This is a genomic window from Psychrobacter sp. DAB_AL32B (genome assembly GCF_002224105.1).
Taxonomy (GTDB): domain Bacteria; phylum Pseudomonadota; class Gammaproteobacteria; order Pseudomonadales; family Moraxellaceae; genus Psychrobacter.
The window spans coordinates 1-21,045 of sequence record NZ_NEXU01000110.1 but is presented as its reverse complement, the minus strand read 5'-3'; the positions used below and the strand labels follow the sequence as shown (position 1 = coordinate 21,045).

The 21,045-nt window shown below is 42.1% G+C and carries 15 protein-coding genes; 10 read left to right on the top strand and 5 right to left on the bottom strand.

The genetic code is table 11. The features are described 5' to 3' along the window. Positions 1–87: 87 nt before the first annotated feature. Positions 88–216: a hypothetical protein gene (locus CAN34_RS14635; RefSeq protein ID WP_302476522.1), complete on the top strand. Its 129-nt coding sequence runs from the start codon at positions 88–90 to the stop codon at positions 214–216. A gap of 201 nt (positions 217–417) precedes the next feature. Here CAN34_RS14635 and CAN34_RS12140 read toward each other — a convergent pair whose 3' ends face one another. Next, complete coding sequence (locus CAN34_RS12140) at positions 418–1,158, bottom strand: TetR/AcrR family transcriptional regulator (protein WP_089555861.1); 741 nt, start codon at positions 1,156–1,158, stop codon at positions 418–420. A 260-nt stretch (positions 1,159–1,418) separates the two neighbouring features. Between CAN34_RS12140 and CAN34_RS12135 the strand changes: the two genes are divergently transcribed. The 5 genes from CAN34_RS12135 to CAN34_RS12115 all read left to right on the top strand — a co-directional run bounded on the left by CAN34_RS12135 (position 1,419) and on the right by CAN34_RS12115 (position 9,122). Continuing rightward, positions 1,419–2,627 carry an acetyl-CoA C-acetyltransferase gene (locus tag CAN34_RS12135; RefSeq protein WP_089555860.1) on the top strand — a complete coding sequence of 403 codons (1,209 nt, stop codon included), beginning with the start codon at positions 1,419–1,421 and terminating at the stop codon, positions 2,625–2,627. 89 nt (positions 2,628–2,716) lie between these two features. Further along, positions 2,717–4,888 carry a 3-hydroxyacyl-CoA dehydrogenase NAD-binding domain-containing protein gene (locus tag CAN34_RS12130; RefSeq protein WP_089555859.1) on the top strand — a complete coding sequence of 724 codons (2,172 nt, stop codon included), beginning with the start codon at positions 2,717–2,719 and terminating at the stop codon, positions 4,886–4,888. After that, positions 4,881–5,939, top strand: coding sequence for a CaiB/BaiF CoA-transferase family protein (locus CAN34_RS12125; RefSeq protein ID WP_089555858.1), 1,059 nt, complete (start codon positions 4,881–4,883; stop codon positions 5,937–5,939). Before CAN34_RS12130 ends, CAN34_RS12125 begins: the two co-directional genes overlap by 8 nt. Positions 5,940–6,096: 157 nt before the next feature. Continuing rightward, on the top strand, positions 6,097–7,785 hold the full coding sequence (locus CAN34_RS12120) for an AMP-binding protein (protein WP_089555857.1): 1,689 nt from the start codon (positions 6,097–6,099) through the stop codon (positions 7,783–7,785). 116 nt (positions 7,786–7,901) lie between these two features. Then, the gene (locus CAN34_RS12115; RefSeq protein ID WP_089555856.1) at positions 7,902–9,122 is read left to right on the top strand and encodes an outer membrane protein transport protein; all 1,221 of its coding nucleotides are present in this window, start codon (positions 7,902–7,904) and stop codon (positions 9,120–9,122) included. A gap of 149 nt (positions 9,123–9,271) precedes the next feature. On the opposite strand, the gene CAN34_RS12110 is transcribed toward CAN34_RS12115, so the two are convergent. After that, positions 9,272–10,324, bottom strand: a complete 1,053-nt coding sequence (locus CAN34_RS12110) for a triacylglycerol lipase (RefSeq protein WP_089555855.1) — start codon at positions 10,322–10,324, stop codon at positions 9,272–9,274. Positions 10,325–10,551: 227 nt separating this feature from the next. Beyond that, positions 10,552–11,652 carry a lipase secretion chaperone gene (locus CAN34_RS12105; RefSeq protein WP_089555854.1) on the bottom strand — a complete coding sequence of 367 codons (1,101 nt, stop codon included), beginning with the start codon at positions 11,650–11,652 and terminating at the stop codon, positions 10,552–10,554. Between the two features lie 391 nt (positions 11,653–12,043). On the opposite strand from CAN34_RS12105, the gene CAN34_RS12100 reads away from it, so the two are divergent. The 3 genes from CAN34_RS12100 (at position 12,044) to CAN34_RS12090 (ending at position 16,723) form a co-directional block, all read left to right on the top strand. After that, positions 12,044–13,195 (top strand): acyl-CoA dehydrogenase family protein, encoded by a 1,152-nt coding sequence (locus CAN34_RS12100; protein ID WP_089555853.1) that lies wholly within the window; start codon positions 12,044–12,046, stop codon positions 13,193–13,195. Positions 13,196–13,338: 143 nt separating this feature from the next. Further along, positions 13,339–14,979, top strand: a complete 1,641-nt coding sequence (locus CAN34_RS12095; RefSeq protein WP_089555852.1) for a long-chain-fatty-acid--CoA ligase — start codon at positions 13,339–13,341, stop codon at positions 14,977–14,979. 439 nt (positions 14,980–15,418) lie between these two features. Next, the gene (locus tag CAN34_RS12090; protein WP_089555851.1) at positions 15,419–16,723 is read left to right on the top strand and encodes an NAD(P)/FAD-dependent oxidoreductase; all 1,305 of its coding nucleotides are present in this window, start codon (positions 15,419–15,421) and stop codon (positions 16,721–16,723) included. A 29-nt stretch (positions 16,724–16,752) separates the two neighbouring features. Here the strand turns inward: CAN34_RS12090 and CAN34_RS12085 are convergent, their stop codons facing one another. After that, positions 16,753–18,336, bottom strand: a complete 1,584-nt coding sequence (locus CAN34_RS12085; protein WP_089555850.1) for a leucine-rich repeat domain-containing protein — start codon at positions 18,334–18,336, stop codon at positions 16,753–16,755. An 11-nt stretch (positions 18,337–18,347) separates the two neighbouring features. Continuing rightward, positions 18,348–19,058 carry a succinate dehydrogenase iron-sulfur subunit gene (locus CAN34_RS12080; RefSeq protein WP_089555849.1) on the bottom strand — a complete coding sequence of 237 codons (711 nt, stop codon included), beginning with the start codon at positions 19,056–19,058 and terminating at the stop codon, positions 18,348–18,350. Between the two features lie 360 nt (positions 19,059–19,418). On the opposite strand from CAN34_RS12080, the gene CAN34_RS12075 reads away from it, so the two are divergent. Then, the gene (locus CAN34_RS12075) at positions 19,419–20,750 is read left to right on the top strand and encodes an alpha/beta hydrolase (protein WP_089555848.1); all 1,332 of its coding nucleotides are present in this window, start codon (positions 19,419–19,421) and stop codon (positions 20,748–20,750) included. Positions 20,751–21,045 lie beyond the last annotated feature (295 nt).

Below are 21,045 nucleotides of genomic sequence, written 5' to 3'. Positions count from 1 at the left end.
ACTATTAAAAGTAGCATTCGGCTTTTTTTATTAAATTTTTTGCTTTTAATTTAACCTTAATTTTGGCTAATATAAAGATGGTTGAATTTGAAGGAAATGCGGCAAGCGGTGAATGAGAAAAATCATCGTAATGCGAAAGATTATGACGATTTAAACCGATTTTATCAGCAGATGGACGCCTCACTAGATGATATGGAGGGGGTAAAAGAAGGCTAGTCATTTTTGGACTTGCTCTATGGTCCTTTGCCGACTGAGGTAACCTTTGCGCATGTTACTTTTTTAGTCAATATCGGGCAGGTAGTCTGCGACGATTCAGATCCAGCAGGTGTGTTACGTTATCGTTTAGCCTAATATTATTCACTAAGCTTTTATTTACTTTTTATTGTGAGCAATACCGTCAGCAACTTGTATGCTACTTTAGGGTGCCGATATTTCAGGCTTAGACATCGAGCGCCACAACATACCGAATAAAACGTCAAAATTTGCATTTAGTGGCGTATCTGCTTGACGAATATTCTGCATAATGCCAAGTCGACTGACGAACCCCATAAACACATCAAATAGAATATGCAGTGGTACTGTATCAACGAGTACCCCTCGTTTTTGACCATCCTCTAGTACACTCAAAAACGCATTAATAAGCTCTTTATTCTTATAAATAGCAATGTTGTGAAAACGCGCTATCGATACTTTAGATAGCACCATCACGGCGTCAGGTTGAGTATCTACAAAATCAAGACATACCCACAATGTCTTACGTAAGCGATCCTCCACACTGTCAATGCCTTGTAGATGATCCATCATTCTCGCCGCTAACCTCCCCAGCACCAAGTCCATAATGGTGTAGAGCACCGTTTGCTTATCACCAAAATATTTATAGAGTGTTTGCAGCGATACGTTTGCAGCATTTGCAATCTGTATCATAGTGATATCGCTTGCATCATGCCCTGCGAATAACTGGCGTACTGCTTTTTCTATTTTGTCTAAAGTGGTGGGTCGCATGTCGGATAAAGGAGCCAAGGATAAAGGTTCAGGCTGAGCCTCTTTTTTGGAAACAGTACTATTTGTTTTACTATTAGTCTTAGTATGAGTCTTGCTAACTCTGTGATTAGCGCCATCATCAGTACTAAATTGTGGTTTTGAACGAGTGGTTTTCATACCTTAATGTTCCCTTATAGTATTAGCTTTTGGATAATTTTAGAGTTTATAGTAAATCGATAAAGACAATATATATTACCATTATAAAATAATCGATTGCACAAGTTGTATTAATTTTCTAATATAATAGCCATACAGATTAGTATTCAATGAGATTATAAGCATTATAGTTAAAGGTAATATAAATTACCATTATTTTATAAATATAATATAGCTGTTATTTTACAACTCTATTTACCATCTACAAAAAGGGATTTTTTATGACTGAGACCGCCTACATTTATGAGTCACTTCGCACGCCACGTGGCAAAGGAAAAAAAGATGGCTCGCTTTATCAAGCGACTCCTATTTGGCTAGTTCGCACTTTGTTAAAAGAGATGCAGCAGCGTCATAGCTTAGACACCAGCTTAGTTGATGACGTGGTGCTTGGCTGTGTAACGCCAGTTGGCGAACAAGGTTCTGATATTGCTCGCATTGCGGTCATTGATGCAGGCTGGGATCGGAGTGTCGCAGGCTTAACCTTATCTCGGTTTTGTGCGTCAGGCCTTGAGTCGATCAATCTTGCTGCTGCCAAAGTCATGTCAGGTATGGAGGATATGGTGGTCGCAGGTGGCGTTGAATCGATGAGTCGTGTACCGATGGGTTCTGATGGCGGTGCGTGGTATATGGACCCACGCGTCAACGAGGCGACACATTTTGTCCCGCAAGGGGTTGGTGCAGACACTATAGCGACGCTGAAAGGCTTTAGTCGTACTGATGTCGATGAGTTTGCGACTGAATCACATCGCCGTGCTGCTGCTGCGTGGGAGCAAGGCTATTATGATAAATCAGTCGTCCCCGTTACTGATATGAATGGCATGCTGTTGTTAGACAAAGATGAAACCATTCGTCCAAACACAGATGTGGCCACCTTAGCTGGCCTTAACCCTTCTTTTATTATGCCGGGAAAAATGGGTTTTGATAGCGTTATATTAGATAGATACACCACCATTGAAAACGTCAACCACGTTCATCACGCTGGTAACTCGTCAGGCATCGTCGATGGGGCTGCGCTTTGCTTAGTCGGTAGCGCCGCTGCTGGTCGCAAAGCTGGTCTAAAACCACGTGCCAAAATCACCATGGCCTCAGTCATTGGCTCAGAACCCGCCATCATGCTGACAGGTCCGACGCCTGCCTGTCAAAAAGCCCTCGATAAAGCGGGCATGCAAGCCTCGGATATTGATCTTTGGGAGATCAACGAAGCCTTTGCTGCCGTACCGCTCAATACTGCCAACGACTTTGGCATCTCACTTGATATTGTCAACGTCAATGGTGGCGCTATCGCTATGGGTCATCCCCTTGGCGCGACAGGCGCGATGCTCATGACTACGGTACTTGACGAACTAGAACGTCGCGACTTGAAAACAGCGATGATCACCTTGTGCGTAGGCGGTGGTATGGGGATTGCGACTATCATTGAGCGCGTCTAGCACTGATAGACAGCACTGATGGATTTTTAGTGATTATCATTATTTTTTAGTGATTAAAGCGAAATACAATAATATAAGAAGGACTTAATATGAGCACAAATAGCGTAGATGCCATCAATGCATTGAACCACTTTTCTGCCGAATCTGATAATGGAATTATCACGGTAACTATCGATCAAGCAGATCGTAAAATGAATGTCATCGGTGATGGCTTTACAGACTCCTTTGCCAAGATGACCGATAGCTTTATCAACGATGCGTCCGCCAAAGGTTTGATTTTAACCTCTGGCAAAGAAACTTTTGTCGTCGGTGCCGATATTGACCAATTGGCTAGTATCCAAACCGCTGAACAGGCCTTCGAATTGGTCGAAGATCTTAAAGGTAGCCTGCGTAAACTGGAATTATCCGGTAAGCCAGTAGTCGCTGCCATAACTGGAACAGCACTTGGCGGTGGCTTAGAGCTGGCATTGGCTTGTCATTATCGTATAGCGATTGATTCTCCTAAAACCAAACTTGGTCTACCTGAAGTTAAGTTGGGTCTGCTGCCGGGCGGCGGTGGTACTCAGCGTTTACCGCGCTTGGTTGGTATTCAAGCGGCATTAGAGCTTATGACTCAAGGTAAGGAGCTGCGTCCAGCTGCTGCTAAAGACATGGGTCTGATTGATGCCGTTGCCACTGATAAAGCGGATATGTTAGCGCAGGCCAAAGACTGGATCAAAGCCAATCCTACCACCCAGCAGCCTTGGGATAAGAAAGGTTTTAAGATTCCAGGTGGTGATAGCAAAAACCCTAAAATAGTACCGATGTTCTCTATTGCTCCTGCGATGGCCAACCAAAAATCACATGGCAACTATCCTGCGATCACCCACATTATGTCTTGCGTGTTTGAAGGTTGCATGGTCGATATCGATACCGGTCTTGAGATTGAGTCACGCTACTTTGTCGCTTGTGTGCTCTCAGCTGAATCCAAAAATATGATCAACACTCTTTGGACGCAGCTTAATAGCATCAAAAAAGGACAATCACGACCTGATGGTTTTGAGCGTTATAAAACTAAAAAGGTTGGTATTCTTGGTGCTGGCATGATGGGCGCAGGTATCGCTTATGTCTCAGCCAAAGCGGGTATAGAAGTGGTTCTTTTAGATACGGCTATCGAAGGCGCTGAAAAAGGCAAAAATTATTCTACTAAGTTGTTAGACAAGGCTATCAGCCGTGGTCGCTCTACTGAAGAGAAAAAACAAGCGTTATTAGATAAAATCAAAACAACGGTATCTTATGACGATTTAGAAGGCTGTGATTTAATTATCGAAGCGGTCTTCGAAGATGTAGACATCAAAGCAGAATGTACTCGTAAGTCTGAAGCAGTTATAGCAGAAACTGCTGTTTATGCATCAAATACATCTACGCTGCCTATTACCGAGCTTGCGAAAGCCAGCACACGTCCAAACCAGTTCATCGGTCTGCATTTCTTCTCGCCAGTTGATAAGATGCCGTTGGTTGAGATTATCGTTGGTGAAGATACTGATGATGCAACCTTAGCCAAAAGCTTTGACTATGTCGGTCAGATATCTAAAACGCCAATCGTCGTCAACGATAGCCGCGGTTTTTACACCTCTCGTGTATTTGGTACTTATGTCTCAGAAGGTATTGCGATGCTAAGTGAAGGGATACATCCACGTAGCATCGAAGTGGCTGGTATGAAATCTGGCATGCCGATGCCACCACTGGCGTTACAAGATGAAGTATCGCTCAGCCTGTCATTACATGTCATGCAGCAAGCTAAGCGTGCACTAGAAGCTGAAGGTGAAATGTTCACGCCACATCCTGCAATGCCAGTGGTTGAAAAAATGGTTAATGAGCTTGGCCGCGAAGGTAAGAAAGTCGCTAAAGGCTTCTATGATTACCCTGAAAATGGTGAAAAACGCTTATGGCCTGAGCTCACTGAACTGTATCCAACTAAAGATGAGCAACCGTCGCAGCAAGACTTGGTTGACCGTTTATTATACGTTCAAGCTAATGAGACCGCGAAATGCTTCGAGGAAAATGTCGTACGTACCGTGGCGGATGCCAATGTAGGTTCTATCTTTGGCTGGGGTTTTGCACCAAACCAAGGTGGTACGTTACAGTTCATCAACTCAGTAGGCATTAAAAAGTTTGTTGAGCGTAGCCGCGAGCTTGCTAATCAATATGGTGAGCGTTTTGAACCTGCTCAAATCCTAGTAGATATGGCAGAAAAAGGCGAGGAGTTTGTAGATGGCTAATTTAGATCACTCTATGACAAATTGCTTGGATGGATTGCGCGTCGTTGATTTGACACGCAATCTACCAGGACCTTTCGCCACCAGACTGCTTGCAGACTTAGGTGCTGAGATTATCAAGATCGAGCCCAAAAATGGAGATCCTGCGCGTGCGTTGGGTGATTTGTTTACCGCACTCAATCATGGTAAGACGATTGAGAAGGTTGACTTTCGTGATCCTCAAGGTATTGAGGCTATCAAAGCGCATCTTAAAGATGCCGATGTGATGATCGACAGCTTCCGCCCTGAAGTACTTGAAGGTATGGGACTGGATGCCGAAACTTTGCATGCTCTTAACCCAAAGCTGGTCATGGTATCGATTACGGGTTATGGCATGGCTGATGATAGTGAAGTTACTCATGACTGGGCTAACAAAGCTGGTCACGATATCAACTTTATGGCGATGAGCGGCGTGCTTGACCAGCTCAAGACTGCCACTGGCGAGCAGGCAATGCCTAATATCCAGTTTGCAGACTTGGCAGGCGGCAGTGACACGGCAGTAATTGCCCTTTTAGCCGCCGTATTTTCAGCACAGCGTACCGGTAAAGGTCGTCACGTCGCGGTCAGTATGACCCACAGCTTATACCAGCATATGATCATGCCCAAAGCGACTGGGAAGTTGGTAAAAAGCTTCTCTGGTAAAAATCCAAAGCCGCAACATGACTTTTTAGGCGGATTATTGCCTTGTTATCGTTTATATAAAACAGCAGACGAGCGCTACATGGCGGTGGGCTCATTGGAGCTTAAGTTTTGGCAAGGGTTGTGTGAAGTACTAGAATTGCCAGAGCTCAAAACCAAACACTGGCAAATGGGTGTCATGCCGAATACCAAAGACAGTCAAGAGGCGGCTCAAGTGGTCGCTGATACCTTTGCCAGTCACGACCTTGCTTACTGGCAGCAGATTTTTGAGTCAGCAGATGTGTGCGTTACCCCTGTGTTGACGTTGGAAGAAGCCCGCGCGCATCCTTTATTTGCCCATCAAGATGAACATAGTGCTACACCAGGTTGGCAGTAAAGCATAGTCAGTCCTATATAAATCAGATACGGTGTCAGGCTCGCTTAGTCTACTATTTGTAGTACTTTTACTCGCCTTCCTTGTATCCAAATTATATTGAACCGACTATAGCTCATCGAGTTAACCATCAATGATAAAAAACCAAGGAGGGTTTGTTATGAAAAAGGTTTGGATAGAGAACTATCCCAAAGGCGTTGTAGCTGATGTTTCAGCGACCAACCAATCCCTATTAGAGCTGTTTGAGAGCTCTTTTGCAAAATTTTCTCAAGATGAGCTGATCACCAATATGGGCGTGACTTATACCTACGCTCAAGTTGACGAGGTTTCTAAAACGGTTGCCGCTTGGATACAAAGCCTAGGCCTTAAGCAGGGATCAGTGATTGTTATTATGATGCCTAATGTCAATCAGTATCTGCCTATTGTTATTGGTGCCATGAGAGCAGGGATGGTCATTACCTTGGTCAATCCTCTATACACCGCACGAGAGCTTAAGCACCAACTTAATGACTCTGATGCTAAAGCCATCTTTATTTTGACCCCATTTTGCACAACGCTTGAAAAAATAGTTGGTGAAACCGGTATAAAAACCGTTGTTTGTAGCGATATCGGCGATATGTTAGGGGCTGTCAAAGGTAAAATCGTCGATTTAGCGGCCAAATATGTCAAAAAAGCGGTTCCAACCCACACGCTAAAATCCAATAGCCAGTATAAAGTCCACCCCTATAAATCTATTTTAAGAAAGGGTAAGGGTATGCGCTATACCCGACCTGAGATTAGTGCTAAAGACATAGCGCTGCTGACTTATACCGGTGGTACGACTGGCATGGCTAAAGGGATCATCGTCAGCCATCACAATGTAGAAATCGCAACCTCACAATATGAAGCTTGGTTTCAACCTATTTATGATGGAGTGACTAGCAAAGAACAAATAAACACTATCGTTGCTTTGCCTCTGTATCATATCTTTGCTTTTGTGATCTCTATGGTAGGTATCAGAGTGGGTCAGCACCTAACGCTGATTACTAATCCGCGTGATATCGATGGTTTTATCAAAACACTCAAATCGCGTCCATTCCATCTATTGCCAGCAGTAAATACGCTATTTCAAGCATTAATGACGCATCCTCAGTTTAAAACAATCGATTTTTCAGCGTTTAAAATCGCGGTTGCTGGTGGTATGGCAGCAACGCCAGAAACTGCTAGAAAATGGCTTGAAGCAACGGGTCATCCTATCTTAGAAGGTTGGGGCATGTCAGAGACCATCGGCGTGGGCACAGCCAATCCTTTTACCAATAAAGAATTTAACGGTAGCATCGGCATGCCATTACCAGGTGTAGATATCAACATCCGTGATGAAGCTGGAAACGTTCTACAGTTAGGGGATGTCGGGGAGCTCTGTATCAAAGGCGATAATGTGATCTCTAGTTACCACAATATCGATAATGCGGGGTTTTTCACTGCTGATGGTTACCTCAAGACAGGTGATATCGGCACTATGGATGACAAAGGCTACGTAAAAATATTCGATCGAAAAAAAGATATGATTATTGTGAGTGGTTTTAATGTTTATCCCAATGAAGTCGAAAATGTTATTGAGACGCACCCCAAAGTTGCTGAATGTTCGGTGGTTGGCGTTGATAGTGAATCACAAGGTCAGTCGGTCAAAGCCTACGTGGTAAAGTCTGATTCTAGTGTCACCGAGGAGGAGATTAAAGCGTTTTGCAAAGAAAGCTTGGCAGGCTATAAATGTCCTCGTGACATTGAGTTTATCACCGAGTTGCCCAAGTCAACGGTTGGTAAAATACTGCGTCATGAACTGCGAAAAAAAGCCAATGAGGCGGCTTAATCATTAATTGTCATTAATTATCACTTATTGTATTAACGATAGCAGTCAATAGGATGACGCTATTCAACTCGGCAACTAATAATGTTGCTCATTTTATTCATCATGGAGGATGTCTAATGCAAAGAACTTTCTTACTATCGCAGCTTACTTGTGCGCTTGCCGCCCTGTCCCTAACTTCTATAGCAGGAGCCGCCGGATTAGATCGTTCCGGCCAGCCAAGTGAAGACTTCAGCTCAAGCGGTACGATAGCTTATATGAGTGCCTATCACATTAGCCCTGATATTTCAGGCGTAGAGTCAAACGGTGACAAAATCGGAGATCTTGGAGAGGAGTACGAAGGCTACGGTTACGGTGTCAAGACCAACATTAATGACAAATTTAGTGTTGGTGTATTTTACGATCAGCCCTTTGGTGCTGCAGTTCTTTTCGAAGGTGACAATTCACTAACTAACATTAATGCTGTTGACGATGATCGTAAGCGGACTTCAGCTAATGTCAAATCAGATAATTTCACAGGGCTGTTAGGCGTTAATTTAGGCGCCAACAATAACTTCAAAATTTACGGCGGCCCTGTGCTGCAGAAGATTGAAGCTAACGTAAAAATTAATAGTAAAAACCGTAAACTTCTTGCTGTAGATGGTTATGATCTTAATATCGCTAAAAACGATGCCTATGGCTATATGATCGGTGCGGCTTATGTTAAGCCTGAAATTGGTCTAAAAGCTGCCATTACGTATCGTTCAGAGATTGAGCATGATGCCAATTATGCAGAGTCTATGCCATTTATCAAAACTTTACCACTTGCACTGGGATTAAAAGATGCCGACACTAAAGAAAAAGAGCTTACTACCCCTAAATCAGTCAATATCGACTTTCAAACAGGTCTGAATAAAACCACGCTATTGACTGCAAAAGCACGCTGGGTTCCTTGGAGTGACTTTAAGATTACGCCACCATTGTTAAATGAAAATGGGATTGCTTTACAAGGTAATGCCGTAGATCAAGTAAATCTTTTACAGTATAGCGATGACTCTTATATGCTTGAAGTGGGATTGGGTAAACGTCTTACACCAAAACTAGCCGTGTCTGGTTCAGTCGGTTGGGACAGTGGTGCTGGTAATCCAGTATCGCCATTAGGACCTACTGAAGGATATTATAGTGTCGGTCTTGGCGCTAAATACAATTTAACGCCTGAGTGGGCAGTATCTGCCGGTGCTAAATATTTGATGCTAGGTGATGCCGAGGGTCTTTTGGCTGCTAGTGGCACGCAAATTGGTAAGTTTGAAGACAATGATGCCTATTTATTTGGTATGAAACTGTCTTACGCATCTAAGTGATTTAATAAAATTGCACTATAAAAACTGAATTTATCTAAAGCAAAACGATAATATTTTTTAGATTCTTAGCCACTATAAAGAAGCCATTATTCATAAATAATGGCTTCTTTTGTAAGATAAATTTGAACTAATATTGACCTGATTCTAACTTAAACACCTGATTTCTTTAAACGATTTGCTTGGACACGGTAAACTGTCAATGGATTGGTTTCTAATAGTGAGCTCAGACCGAGAACCTGATTAATAGTATCTAAATGATTCATCCGGTAGTTATCACGGATGACTTGACCTATACGCGTTGAACAGTTATCTACTAGACCATCGTTGGGGATGCCTTCATGAGTCTGTCCAGTCAATGCTAGAATATAATCGCTTGGATCTAAGACGTTAGTTATATTACTAACACCCGCCCATGAATAATACTCAACACCGTTCATCACATTATTCGCTGGTGGTTGACCACAATACGTGTTTGGTAATGGTGCTGGATACTTAGCATTAAAAGCAGCACTACTTTCAGTGGTCGTTGTGGTAACGAAGTTTAGACTATTTTGGTCTTGTAGTTGATCTAGCGGTACACCGGATAGTATGTCTGCCGACACTCCAAACGCCTCAACACTGGCGGTCAATACTTTAGCCCCTAACTGATTTAGAGGCTTGTCACTGTTTATCAGGTTATCTAGCACATATTCACTCGTCTTACTACCTTTGTGTGGACTAGATACCGCTGTGACAGAAGCGACTTTATCAGAAGCAACGGTTGCAATATAGCGACTATCAAGACCACCTTGACTATGACCAATCAAGTTTACTTTTTTCGCTCCAGTAATGGCGGTGATGTAATTGACTTGTTTTAATAACTGCTCACCGCGCACTTCAGAGGAATTGACTGAGGAAGTCTTAGTGGTAAAGACATCCGCTCCGTTTGTGATTAGAGTTTGTGGCACGCCAAAAAAATAATCTAAGCTACTGGCAAGCTGGTTCCAACCCAAAAATCCATGTACTAATACCATAGGATATTTAGTAGCGCCGTAGCTGCTAGTGAATATTCTTTTATCGACCTTAGTACAGCTCGTCGGCGCGTCACAAGTGTAGTATGACGATGATGCAGAAGCTGATGTAGAAGTCATTGCTAGTAGGCTTATGGCTGTTATAGCGGCCCCCGTTGATATCAATTGGAAACGATTAATCCTGTTTTTCATGTAACTTCCTTGTTAATGAATAAGCTTGTTAATGAGTAAGCTCGTTAGTAAATAACATCGATACCATTATCGATGATGGTTGTACAACTTCGTACTTATGGTCTAAATCCTTTAGCCAAAACCCTTTGCTAAGTTACTTAGAGAAGTCTAAATACTGTTTCAAACAGCCTTTATTAAATGAGTGTTACCACTTAACATGGATAACAAGTTACCTATTGCAGTCAGTTCTATTTATTTGACTTTATTTTCTCTATTTCCTGCAGTTCAGCATAGCCTGTGAGTCTTTTGCGCTCATCTTCATTAAATTGACTTCGCTCAAGTTGCTCTATTTGTGCTCGAGCTCCCGCTTCATTACCTGCACTATTAATCAATGCTTGTCTCTTTGCTTGGTATTGATTAAATCTATTATCAAAATCCGCTTCTCTTGTATCTACTTCTGCTAAACGAGAAGCTGCTGCTTCGCCAACCAAGCCACGGCGCATAGCGAAAAGTTCCTCTGCACTGGCACCCTTTGCTTTCATCTCTTCGGTACGCTGAGTGAGCTCACCAAAATTCGCTTGTTGTTGAAAGTTTTGCTTTATATCGCCATCTGGTAGCCGACTGATATAATCTTCACGGCGAGCCTTTTTCTGTGCCTCATCCAAGCCAGTATCTTGTTCGATACTGAGCATAGCAACGCTATAGTCTTCATACGCATCCTCTCCGCCAAAGAAGGCTTCAATCGTTGGCTGATCGAACAGCTGTTGACGTAGGCGGTTAACATCTTGCCGCCGCTGAGCAATCAAGTTCAGGTCCAGTTTGCCTGCTTGGGTCGTCTGCATCTGTAGGCTGCCGTAATTGGCTTGTAGATCGTCGAGCCCTTTTAGATAATTGACATATTGCTGAAATATTTGGATGGCTGAGCTGGCCGCAGGTTCTGGCGTATGACTGCGGATATAGGCTTCCACTCTTGCAATAATAGTCGCTTCATCTTCCTCACCCATTGCTGAAAGGAAGTAATCGAATAAGCGTCGCAATCCCTCCGTAACGACTAGCTGTCTATTTTCATCAATGATAATTCCACCATCGACATCGGTACCTTTTAAAGAGTTAGGTAGTTGTTCAAGCCCAGTAGTAAACCTAGAAAGGTTGTCACTGTTCGTGATTTTATCATTGGCTGTGTCAGTTGTATTGGTTAAGGAATTGGATAGCGTTGTAGATGAAGTATCAGCATCGTTAACAGGTATTGATGCTGACTTTGGCTTTAACCACCAAATTACCCCAGTTAGAACCGCCAATAGCAATAAAGCAATAATGATAATAGTTTGAGTGTGACGTTTATTATTCATAAGAGTATCGATATCCTGACAATATTTAATCTAAGCTGTCTCAACTAAGACAGACTAAGCTAAAACAGACTAAGCTAAGACAGAGCGCTATTGGAGTGACAGCTATCAGCAGTACGCATTTATTAATAGGAAAGGTGTTTATTCTTCTTGTATGGTAATTATTATTACTATAATGATTTGTAATAAAGCTAATTAATGCTTGACTGTTATTGAGATAATGACAAATAATAGGGTATTAAGCAATATTATGGATATTAATAGTAATAAAAATTACCATTGACTTAATATCAATTAAGTTGCTTACTTTGAACCATAAATATCACGGAGCGTGTTTTAGAAAACCGTGACTATTTTATAAAATTTTTATTAACTTAACATCAAGGAAGACTTTATGGCTATCGCCTGTTTTAAACCGAAGTGGATGGACGAAGAGATTGAGATGCTGCACGAGAGTGCATTGAAGTTATTTAAAGACTGGGAGCAGCATGATGAAAAATGGCGTGAAAACGGCATGCTTGATCGGGAAGCATGGTTAGAAGCTGGCGAGATGGGCTTTTTATGTGCCTCAATGCCGGAAGAGTATGGCGGAGCAGGTGGAGACTTTCGCCATGAAGCGGCATTAATTTATGCGCAGTCAGAAGCCAACCAAGCAGGGTTTGGCGGCTTTTTGCATTCAGGAATCGTCGCACCTTATATCTTGCATCACGGTACCGAAGAGCAAAAGCAGAAATGGCTACCGAAGATGGCGACCGGTGAGCTTATTGGTGCTATTGCTATGACTGAGCCGGGTACAGGCTCTGATTTGCAAAACATCAAAACCTTTGCTGTAAAAGACGGTGACGACTATATTATCAATGGCTCAAAGACTTTTATTACTAATGGTCAGTTAGGTAACTTAATTATCGTTGCTTGTAAAACGGATAGAGAGCAAGGTGCTAAAGGTGTCTCGCTAATTGTGGTAGAAACCGACAATGCTCCAGGGTTTGAGCGCGGTAAAAAGCTGAAAAAGCTAGGTTTGGCTTCACAAGATACCTCAGAGCTATTCTTTAGTAATATGCGTGTTCCGCAAGCGAATTTGCTCGGTACAGTGGAAGGTATGGGTTTTATGCAGTTGATGCAAGAACTGCCGCAGGAACGCTTGATCGTAGCACTTGCTGGTATTGGCGCTATGAAACTAGCATTAGATTTGACCATTGACTATACCAAAGAGCGTACTGCTTTTGGCAAACCGGTATGGGGCTTTCAAAATACCCGTTTTAAATTAGCTGAGTGTAACAGTCATTATATTGCTGCAAGTGCGCTATGTGATGCCGCTATAGAAGCCTTATTAGAGAATAAACTAACCGTACAGCACGCCGCGTTAATTAAATATTGGGTCACGCAAAAGCAGTGCGATGTGATGGATGAATGCGTGCAGTTATTCGGCGGTTACGGTTATATGATGGAATATCCTATTGCTCGACTATATGCCGATGCACGGGTACAAAAAATTTATGGCGGTACCAATGAGATTATGAAAGAGCTGGCGTCACGCTTTATGTAATCTTTAATTTATTAAATAAGGTATCAAAAATAATTTTTTGGGTGTTATTAATACGCTTGTCATTTTGATTTTTTAAACCTTTGATTAATGTGCTAGATTAGGTAACACCCAACTATTCAGAACAACCTTTCAAGGAGGAAAGTATGCTCGGACAGATGATGCAACGCCCATTATTGATTAGCCATCTAATTCAACATGCTGCTAACTACCATGGGGATACCCCAATTATCTCGCGTGAGACTGATGGTAGTACCACTCATTCCGATTGGAAAACCATACATAGTAATAGTAAGCGTCTTGCTAATGCTTTGGCTAAACTTGGTGTAGAGCAGGGTGATCGCTTAGCGACTATCGCTTGGAATAATAGGCGTCACCTTGAAATCTGGTACGGCGTGTCTGGCGCTGGCATGGTATGTCATACTATCAACCCGCGTTTATTCCCACAGCAAATTATCTATGTCGTCAATGATGCTCAAGACCAAGTGCTGTTTTTTGAAAAGACATTTCTACCATTGGTAGTAGGCGTCAAAGACCATCTAAAGACAGTCAAATACTTCGTTTGTATGACCGCACCAGATGAAGAGGTCAGAGCACAGATACCTAATGTTATCTTCTATGACGATCTCGTCGATGAAGAGTCGGATGAGTTTGAATGGCCTGAGCTCGATGAAAATACACCAGCGTCATTATGTTACACCTCAGGCACGACGGGTAATCCTAAAGGCGTGCTATATACCAATCGTAGTACGGTGCTGCATAGCTTTGGTATTAGCTTACCCGATTCCATCAATCTATCGGCACAAAATGTGGTCTTGCCCGTAGTACCAATGTTCCATGCCAATGCTTGGGGTCTGCCTTATGCTGCAGCGATGGTTGGTGCCTCATTAGTGCTACCAGGACCGAATCTCGATGGGCATAGTTTGGCAGATATGATCGACGACTATAAGGTTAATGTCGCGGTTGGCGTACCGACTATTTGGCAAACCTTACTAGCCGCTGCTAAAGAGACGGGTACTAAGTTGCCAAGCCTTAAACGCAACGTGGTCGGTGGTTCAGCGTGTCCGTCGTCTATGATTAAAACTTTCCGTGATGAGTTCGATTGTGAGACCTTACACGCGTGGGGTATGACTGAGACCAGTCCGCTAGGAACGGCCAACCAGCTCAAGGCTAAACATAGCGATTTATCAGAGGAAGATAAACTAACGATCCGTTTATCGCAGGGTCGCCCGCCATTTGGTGTTGAGATTCGTATCGTTGATGCCGAGCAGAATAATAAATTGCTACCTAATGACGGTAAAACATCGGGCAACGTGCAGATCAGAGGTTACTGGATCGTCGATACTTACTTTAATAGTGAAGAGTCAGCACTTGAGTCGGATGGCTGGTTTGATACGGGCGACATTGCAACGATCAACGAAGATGGGTATTTAAGGATTCGTGACCGTGCTAAAGACTTAATCAAGTCAGGTGGCGAATGGATATCCTCAGTAGAGCTAGAAGACATTGCCATGTCGCATCCGGCAGTAGCTATGGCAGCGGTTATTGGCGCCACACATCCAAAATGGGATGAACGTCCGATTATCATTACCCAGCTGGCTGTTGGCGAGCAGGTGAGCGAAGAGGCGCTAATCGCTCATTATGAAGGTAAGGTAGCAAAATGGCAGCTTCCTAATGCTGTCATCTTCGTAGAAGCAGTTCCGCTAAATGGTACTGGGAAAATGCTCAAAAAAGACTTACGTGAGCAGTATGGTAATCACCTTATTGAGCGTGGTTTGATCGACTAATTAAGCAATATTTAGGCTTTTATTTAAAAAAATCATTTATTCGATAAGCTGTTGATACTACATATTTTGTAATATCAACAGCTTTTTTTATAAGATTAAGAGAGCAATAGTCCTGCCTCCTAGGGCAGGATAGGAGATATAGATCACATGGTTACCGTACTAAAGGCCAAGTATGCTTAGGTCAACACCACTGGCAACTTAAAAATCAAACCAATGCTATCGGTGCTATTTTAAGTAATGATCTATTTGGCAGTGGGGCTATGCAATTGCAGTATAAAAAGTGATGTCTTTCACAGCTGGGTGAGCCAGTTACTGCTACCCAATCTACACAGCTATTAATATTTAATCCTGTTAGGTTTGACGTCCTGACGCCAATCAAATAGTCATTAACATAGCCATAGCGGTCTATATTTGAATATGTTATTTTCAGGACAACATTATGAGTATTATTATACCTAAAATCGTTGTTATTGGCGGTGGTGCTGGTGGATTAGAGCTTGTAACTCAATTAGGGCACAAGTTAGGCAAAAAAAAGCATGCCGATATATTACTAATAGATAAAAATCGTAACCATATTTGGAAGCCATTACTGCACGAAGTTGCAACAGGCTCTATTGACCCTGATTTGGATAGCGTTGTGTATTCAGCGCATGCCGTCAAACATTATTACCGTTTTCAGCTTGGGGCATTTTGTAATATCGATCAAAGTAATCAAACCATTACTCTTGCCCCTCTCTATGACGAGTTAGGCCACACTATTCTGCCAGAGCGCAGCGTCCACTACGATTACCTCGTTATTGCCATAGGCAGCGTAAGCAACGACTTTAATACTCCTGGTATAAAAGAGCATTGCTACTTTTTAGATTCAAATCAGCAAGCGCAGCGTTTTCAGCATTCACTACTCGATAGCTTTACACGTATTCATCAAGACGATAATCAACAGCAATCACTCACTATTGCCATTGTTGGCGGTGGCGCTACAGGTGTGGAGCTTTCAGCTGAGCTGTATCATGTTTCTGGTTTATTAAAGCTATACGGCTTGACAAATATGTCATCTAAGCGATTACGTATACAGCTGATTGAAGCCGGACCGCGTATTCTACCTGCCTTATCACAGCGTATTGCGACCAGCGCTAAACTTGAGCTATTAAAATTAGGCGTTAACGTACGGGAATATACACAAGTCAAAGAAGCTAACGAGCACGGTTTTGTTACTACAAATAATGAGCGGATTGACGCTGATATTATGGTATGGGCAGCAGGTATAAAAGCGCCTGACTTTATTGAAGACTTGGGTATTTTTGAGCTCACTCGTAGCAATCAAATCCACGTAAACCAATTTTTACAAAGCACAGTAGATGACAGTATTTTTGTATTGGGCGATTGCTGCGCCTTTACCCAAGCCGATGGTACGCAAGTACCGCCGCGTGCCCAATCGGCGCATCAAATGGCACAATGTGTCGAGAGAAGTTTGATTGCGACATTAAAAAACCAGCCCCTTAGTAGCTTTGTATATAAAGACCATGGATCGCTCGTTAACTTATCTGGTTATAACACGGTAGGAAATTTAATGGGCAACCTAGCCAACAATAGCTTTTTTATTGAAGGAAAAATTGCTCGTTTTATGTATATATCGCTTTATCGCATGCATCAACGTGCTATCCACGGCATAGTTAAAACATTTATCTTATGGATAATTGAAAAAGTACTGCGCGTAGGGCGTCCAAAAATGAAGTTACATTAATCAGAATAATCATTATAGATTGTTCATTACTATAATTTTAAACCGTATACAGTCTCTATAGAATGCAAGTAATCCCGTATCTTCGGAGAAAGATTAACAAGCGAGTTCCCCTTAAGATTAATACAGTCTAGATTGGTTAGCTGCAAAATACTGTCAGGCAGGTTGCTAAGATTACAGTGAATCAGATCAAGCTTAGTGAGGTTGTTGAGTTGCCCGATGCTATCAGGCAGATCTTTAAGATCACAATGACTAATGAACAGCTCAGTTAGGTTAGTGAGTTGTCCAATACTATCCGGTAAATCTCTAAGTTCGCAATGACTGATATAAAGCTTAGTTAGGTTGTTGAGTTGCCCGATGCTATCAGGTAACTCTTTAAGCTGACAGCCAGTAAGATTAAGTACAGTAAGACTAGTGAGCTGTCCAATGCTATCGGGTAACTGTCTAAGCTCACAGTGGATCAGATTAAGCACAGCAAGACTAGTGAGTTGACCAATGCTATCAGGTAACTCTTTAAGCTCACAGTGAATAAGATTCAGCTCAGCTAGGCTAGTCAGTTGTCCGATGCCATCAGGCAATTCTTTAAGCTTACAGTGAATAAGATCAAGTTTAATTAAGTTAGTGAGTTGCCCAATACTAGCAGGTAGGTTTTGAAGCTGACAATGACTAATGAACAGCTCAGTTAGGTTAGTGAGTTGTCCGATACTGTCAGGTAATTCTTTAAGCTCACAATGATTAATATAAAGCTTATCGAGGTTAGTGAGTTGACCAATACTATCTGGCAGGTGTCTAAGCTCACAGTGAATCAGATCAAGCTCAGTAAGATTGCTGAGTTGGCCAATGCTATCAGGCAGATATTCAATCTTACATTCACTGATAAAAAGCTTAGCAAGATTAGCCAATTGACCAATAGCGTCAGGTAGATCTCTCAGCTCACAGTGAATAAGATCAAGTTCAACAAGATTAATGAGTTGACCAATACTGTTAGGCAATGCTTTCAGCTCACAATGACTGATAAAAAGTTCAGTAAGGTAAGTGAGTTGGCCGATACTATCCGGTAAACCTCTAAGTTCACAATGACTAATAACAATCTTAGTTAAGTTCTTGAGTTGGCCAATACTATCGGGCAGGTGTCTGAGCTTGCTTTTATCAATAAAAAGCCCAGTAAGGTTACTCAGTTGCCCAATACTATCAGGTAGGTCTTTAAGCTCGTAACGATTAATAAAAAGCTTCGTTAGGTTAGTGAGTCGGTCCATATTATTTGATAAGTCACTCGAATTAATACCATGAAAATTAATTTCCACGTGACTTGTGAGGTAAGCCAGTTCGTTAGAGCTATAATTTATTCTATATATACGTCTATATTCCCGTTCATCCAGCCCAGTGACTTCCACTTCTATAATTTCTAGAATCTCTAAAGTCTCTAACTTTCTGATTGCCAGTGACGCCTCTTTATCATGAGGCGTCTCATAGCCGAGCATATCAAATGTGTCTGCCCACTCCCGTATTTCCTCAATCCAACCATTATCAATATCTAGCGCTTTAACCTCTAGCGCTGTACTGAAAGTATCAAATACGGAAATTTCCTGAGATTTATTATTGGTATCTTGACTCATAATCTCGCTCCTTAGCCCGCTTGGTTAATCAGCATATTACGTAAATTACCAATGGCTTTAGTTGGGTTTAAGCCTTTTGGACAATACAACACGCAATTCATAATACCGCGACAACGGAATAAACTAAATGGGTCTTCTAAACGTAACAAACGCGCACGAGTATCGGTGTCACGGCTATCAACAGCGAAGCGATTAGCATTCAATAATGCGGCTGGGCCTAAGAATTTATCAGGATTCCACCAAAACGAGGGACATGCCGTTGAACAGCAAGCGCATAAAATACACTCGTAGAGACCGTTTAGTTTTTCACGCTGCTCAGGAGTCTGCAAGCGCTCCGTTGGAGGTGGTGGCTGATCGTTGATTAAGAACGGGTGAATCTTTTCATATTGTTGATAAAATTGGTTCATATCAATAACCAAATCACGAACAACGGGTAAGCCTGGTAGCGGACGAATGGTGACTTTCTCAGGCAAGTCATTCATATTAGTTAAACACGCCAAGGCGTTTTTACCATTGATATTCATACCATCAGAGCCGCAAATACCTTCACGGCAGGAACGGCGAAAAGTGATGGTTTCGTCTTGTTTTTTAAGGCGTATCAATAAATCAAGCAGCATACGATCTGAATCTAGCAGTTCAATCGTATAGCTTTGCATACGTGGCGCTGCGTCCTTATCAGGGTCGTAGCGATAGATTTCGATGGTGCGAGTACCTCGGCTCATAATGCTAAACTCCCAATATAAGTAATCTGCTTTTCATAAAATATATAGCTATATATGACTATATACTAATTTCTTACTTAATAGTGGTCGATAAGTTCAAAGTCGGGTTTGATGGTAATTGTCATTTGTGAACACTAGGGCGTGTCCTCAATTCGAATGATAGTTATGTTAATAGGCTAAAAATGGCTAGATCTACGCCAAACTCCGTCAAGTATTTGGTTGATATACTCATATTACCTGCGCTATTTTTCTTATTTGGCTAATATTTATCACCATTTTTCAAATGAGGACATGCCCTAGGTATCTTTACTTTATACTAAGATAAAAGCCAATGCTAATTTTGATTGAATGAGAGGGTTTATGAAAATATTGCCAACATCATCGCTAAACGCATTGCTAACAAAAGTAATCAAAACCGTAGAAACCACTGCGCTTAAACGTACCAATCAGCGACACGTCCTGCACTATATTTTAAAGGGATTAGGTGACTTACCAACGCCAGTCCTTGAACGATTTAATCACTATCTAAAGTCTCCTACAGTCGAACAGTACCCTAACGCTGATGCTCATATGAGACTAATTATCGGTTTAAACGATAAGCTTAAGCCGCCTATACAAATCACGCAATTAATACAGTTACGGCAAAAATTTGCAACCGAGATGGTCGCTATTCAATCTCCAAGTGTATGGCAGCAAAGGAATGCTGACGATAACTTTAAAAATAAAAACAGTAACCATAAAGAAAACGGCAATTCGGTGAGCTGGCAAGACAAGGTTATTGCCAACGCTGATAGTGGGAATATGATTATTCGCTGTTATCAGGCAGAGTCTAGCGCTACTCAAAATCCTGAACAAAACGATAATAATGTGGTGATGTTATTTTTCCATGGGGGCGGATTCTGTGTCGGTGATGTCAATACAGATCATGAATTCTGTCATGCCGTTTGTGCGCAAACCAGCTGGGCAGTTGTCAGCGTTGACTACCGGCTGGCACCGGAACACCCTGCTCCCACCGCTATTAGAGACTGTCTTGAGGCTTATGCTTGGTTGGCTAAGCATGCTCATACCCTTGGCGCATCATCATCTCGTATCGTTTTAACAGGTGATAGCTCAGGCGGTGGTCTTGCAGCATTGGTAGCGCAGCAGGTGAGCAACGCCACTGTTAGGCAATCTTCCGATAAACAGGCATCTATTAATATGCTTGATGACTTCACTATTGATATTTTCCAGCAATTGCAACATTTACCGCGTCCACTGGCACAGCTATTGTTATACCCGATCACGGATATCGGAACGGATTATCCAAGCTGGAAGTTGTATGGTCAAGGCTTAATGCTAGATTATAAAGATATTGAATTGTTTCATGCCGCTTATCTGAAAGATAGCTCCTTAACACAACCGCACGCGCTTATCTCACCCATGTATGGTGATAATACAGAGATATGTCCAAGCTATATCGTTGCTGCTGAATTAGATATTTTACGTGACGAAGCACTGGTTTATGCCAAAAAGCTGCAAGATCATGGTATCAACGTGCAGACTCATATTATCCTTGGCGTACCACATGGTTTTACTCATTTGATGAGCGTACATAAAGGTCTTGGGCGCGAGATGACTGATACTATCGATAAGTTTGCCATTTTTGTACGGCAGATCATTGGTACAGAAACAAATACAACGATGTTGGAATAAAAATTCATAGGGATTATTGAGGCGGTTATGATTGATAATTTTAGCGCTAAAGGTTTTACTTTTAGTACAAAGGGTGTGTCAGTTGGGCGTTAAATAAAATGCAGTTATTAAGATGCGGATTGGTTTGACCTATGCTGTCAATCCTGTAGACATTCACTTGGGAGATTTTAGTTACGCAGCCTGACGACAATAATCAAACCACATTTGTATTGGCGTTTTATAGCCTAAACCCTTTTGCATCCTAGTCTGGTTATACTCAAGCACTATATATTTAGTCATATATAGTGATTTAATA

Bases quoted from the DNA above. Each gene is read 5' to 3' on its own strand.
- CAN34_RS12140 (WP_089555861.1), bottom strand. From the start codon at position 1,158: ATGAAAACCACTCGTTCAAAACCACAATTTAGTACTGATGATGGCGCT.
- CAN34_RS12135 (WP_089555860.1), top strand. From the start codon at position 1,419: ATGACTGAGACCGCCTACATTTATGAGTCACTTCGCACGCCACGTGGC.
- CAN34_RS12130 (WP_089555859.1), top strand. From the start codon at position 2,717: ATGAGCACAAATAGCGTAGATGCCATCAATGCATTGAACCACTTTTCT.
- CAN34_RS12125 (WP_089555858.1), top strand. From the start codon at position 4,881: ATGGCTAATTTAGATCACTCTATGACAAATTGCTTGGATGGATTGCGC.
- CAN34_RS12120 (WP_089555857.1), top strand. From the start codon at position 6,097: ATGAAAAAGGTTTGGATAGAGAACTATCCCAAAGGCGTTGTAGCTGAT.
- CAN34_RS12115 (WP_089555856.1), top strand. From the start codon at position 7,902: ATGCAAAGAACTTTCTTACTATCGCAGCTTACTTGTGCGCTTGCCGCC.
- CAN34_RS12110 (WP_089555855.1), bottom strand. From the start codon at position 10,324: ATGAAAAACAGGATTAATCGTTTCCAATTGATATCAACGGGGGCCGCT.
- CAN34_RS12105 (WP_089555854.1), bottom strand. From the start codon at position 11,652: ATGAATAATAAACGTCACACTCAAACTATTATCATTATTGCTTTATTG.
- CAN34_RS12100 (WP_089555853.1), top strand. From the start codon at position 12,044: ATGGCTATCGCCTGTTTTAAACCGAAGTGGATGGACGAAGAGATTGAG.
- CAN34_RS12095 (WP_089555852.1), top strand. From the start codon at position 13,339: ATGCTCGGACAGATGATGCAACGCCCATTATTGATTAGCCATCTAATT.
- CAN34_RS12090 (WP_089555851.1), top strand. From the start codon at position 15,419: ATGAGTATTATTATACCTAAAATCGTTGTTATTGGCGGTGGTGCTGGT.
- CAN34_RS12085 (WP_089555850.1), bottom strand. From the start codon at position 18,336: ATGAGTCAAGATACCAATAATAAATCTCAGGAAATTTCCGTATTTGAT.
- CAN34_RS12080 (WP_089555849.1), bottom strand. From the start codon at position 19,058: ATGAGCCGAGGTACTCGCACCATCGAAATCTATCGCTACGACCCTGAT.
- CAN34_RS12075 (WP_089555848.1), top strand. From the start codon at position 19,419: ATGAAAATATTGCCAACATCATCGCTAAACGCATTGCTAACAAAAGTA.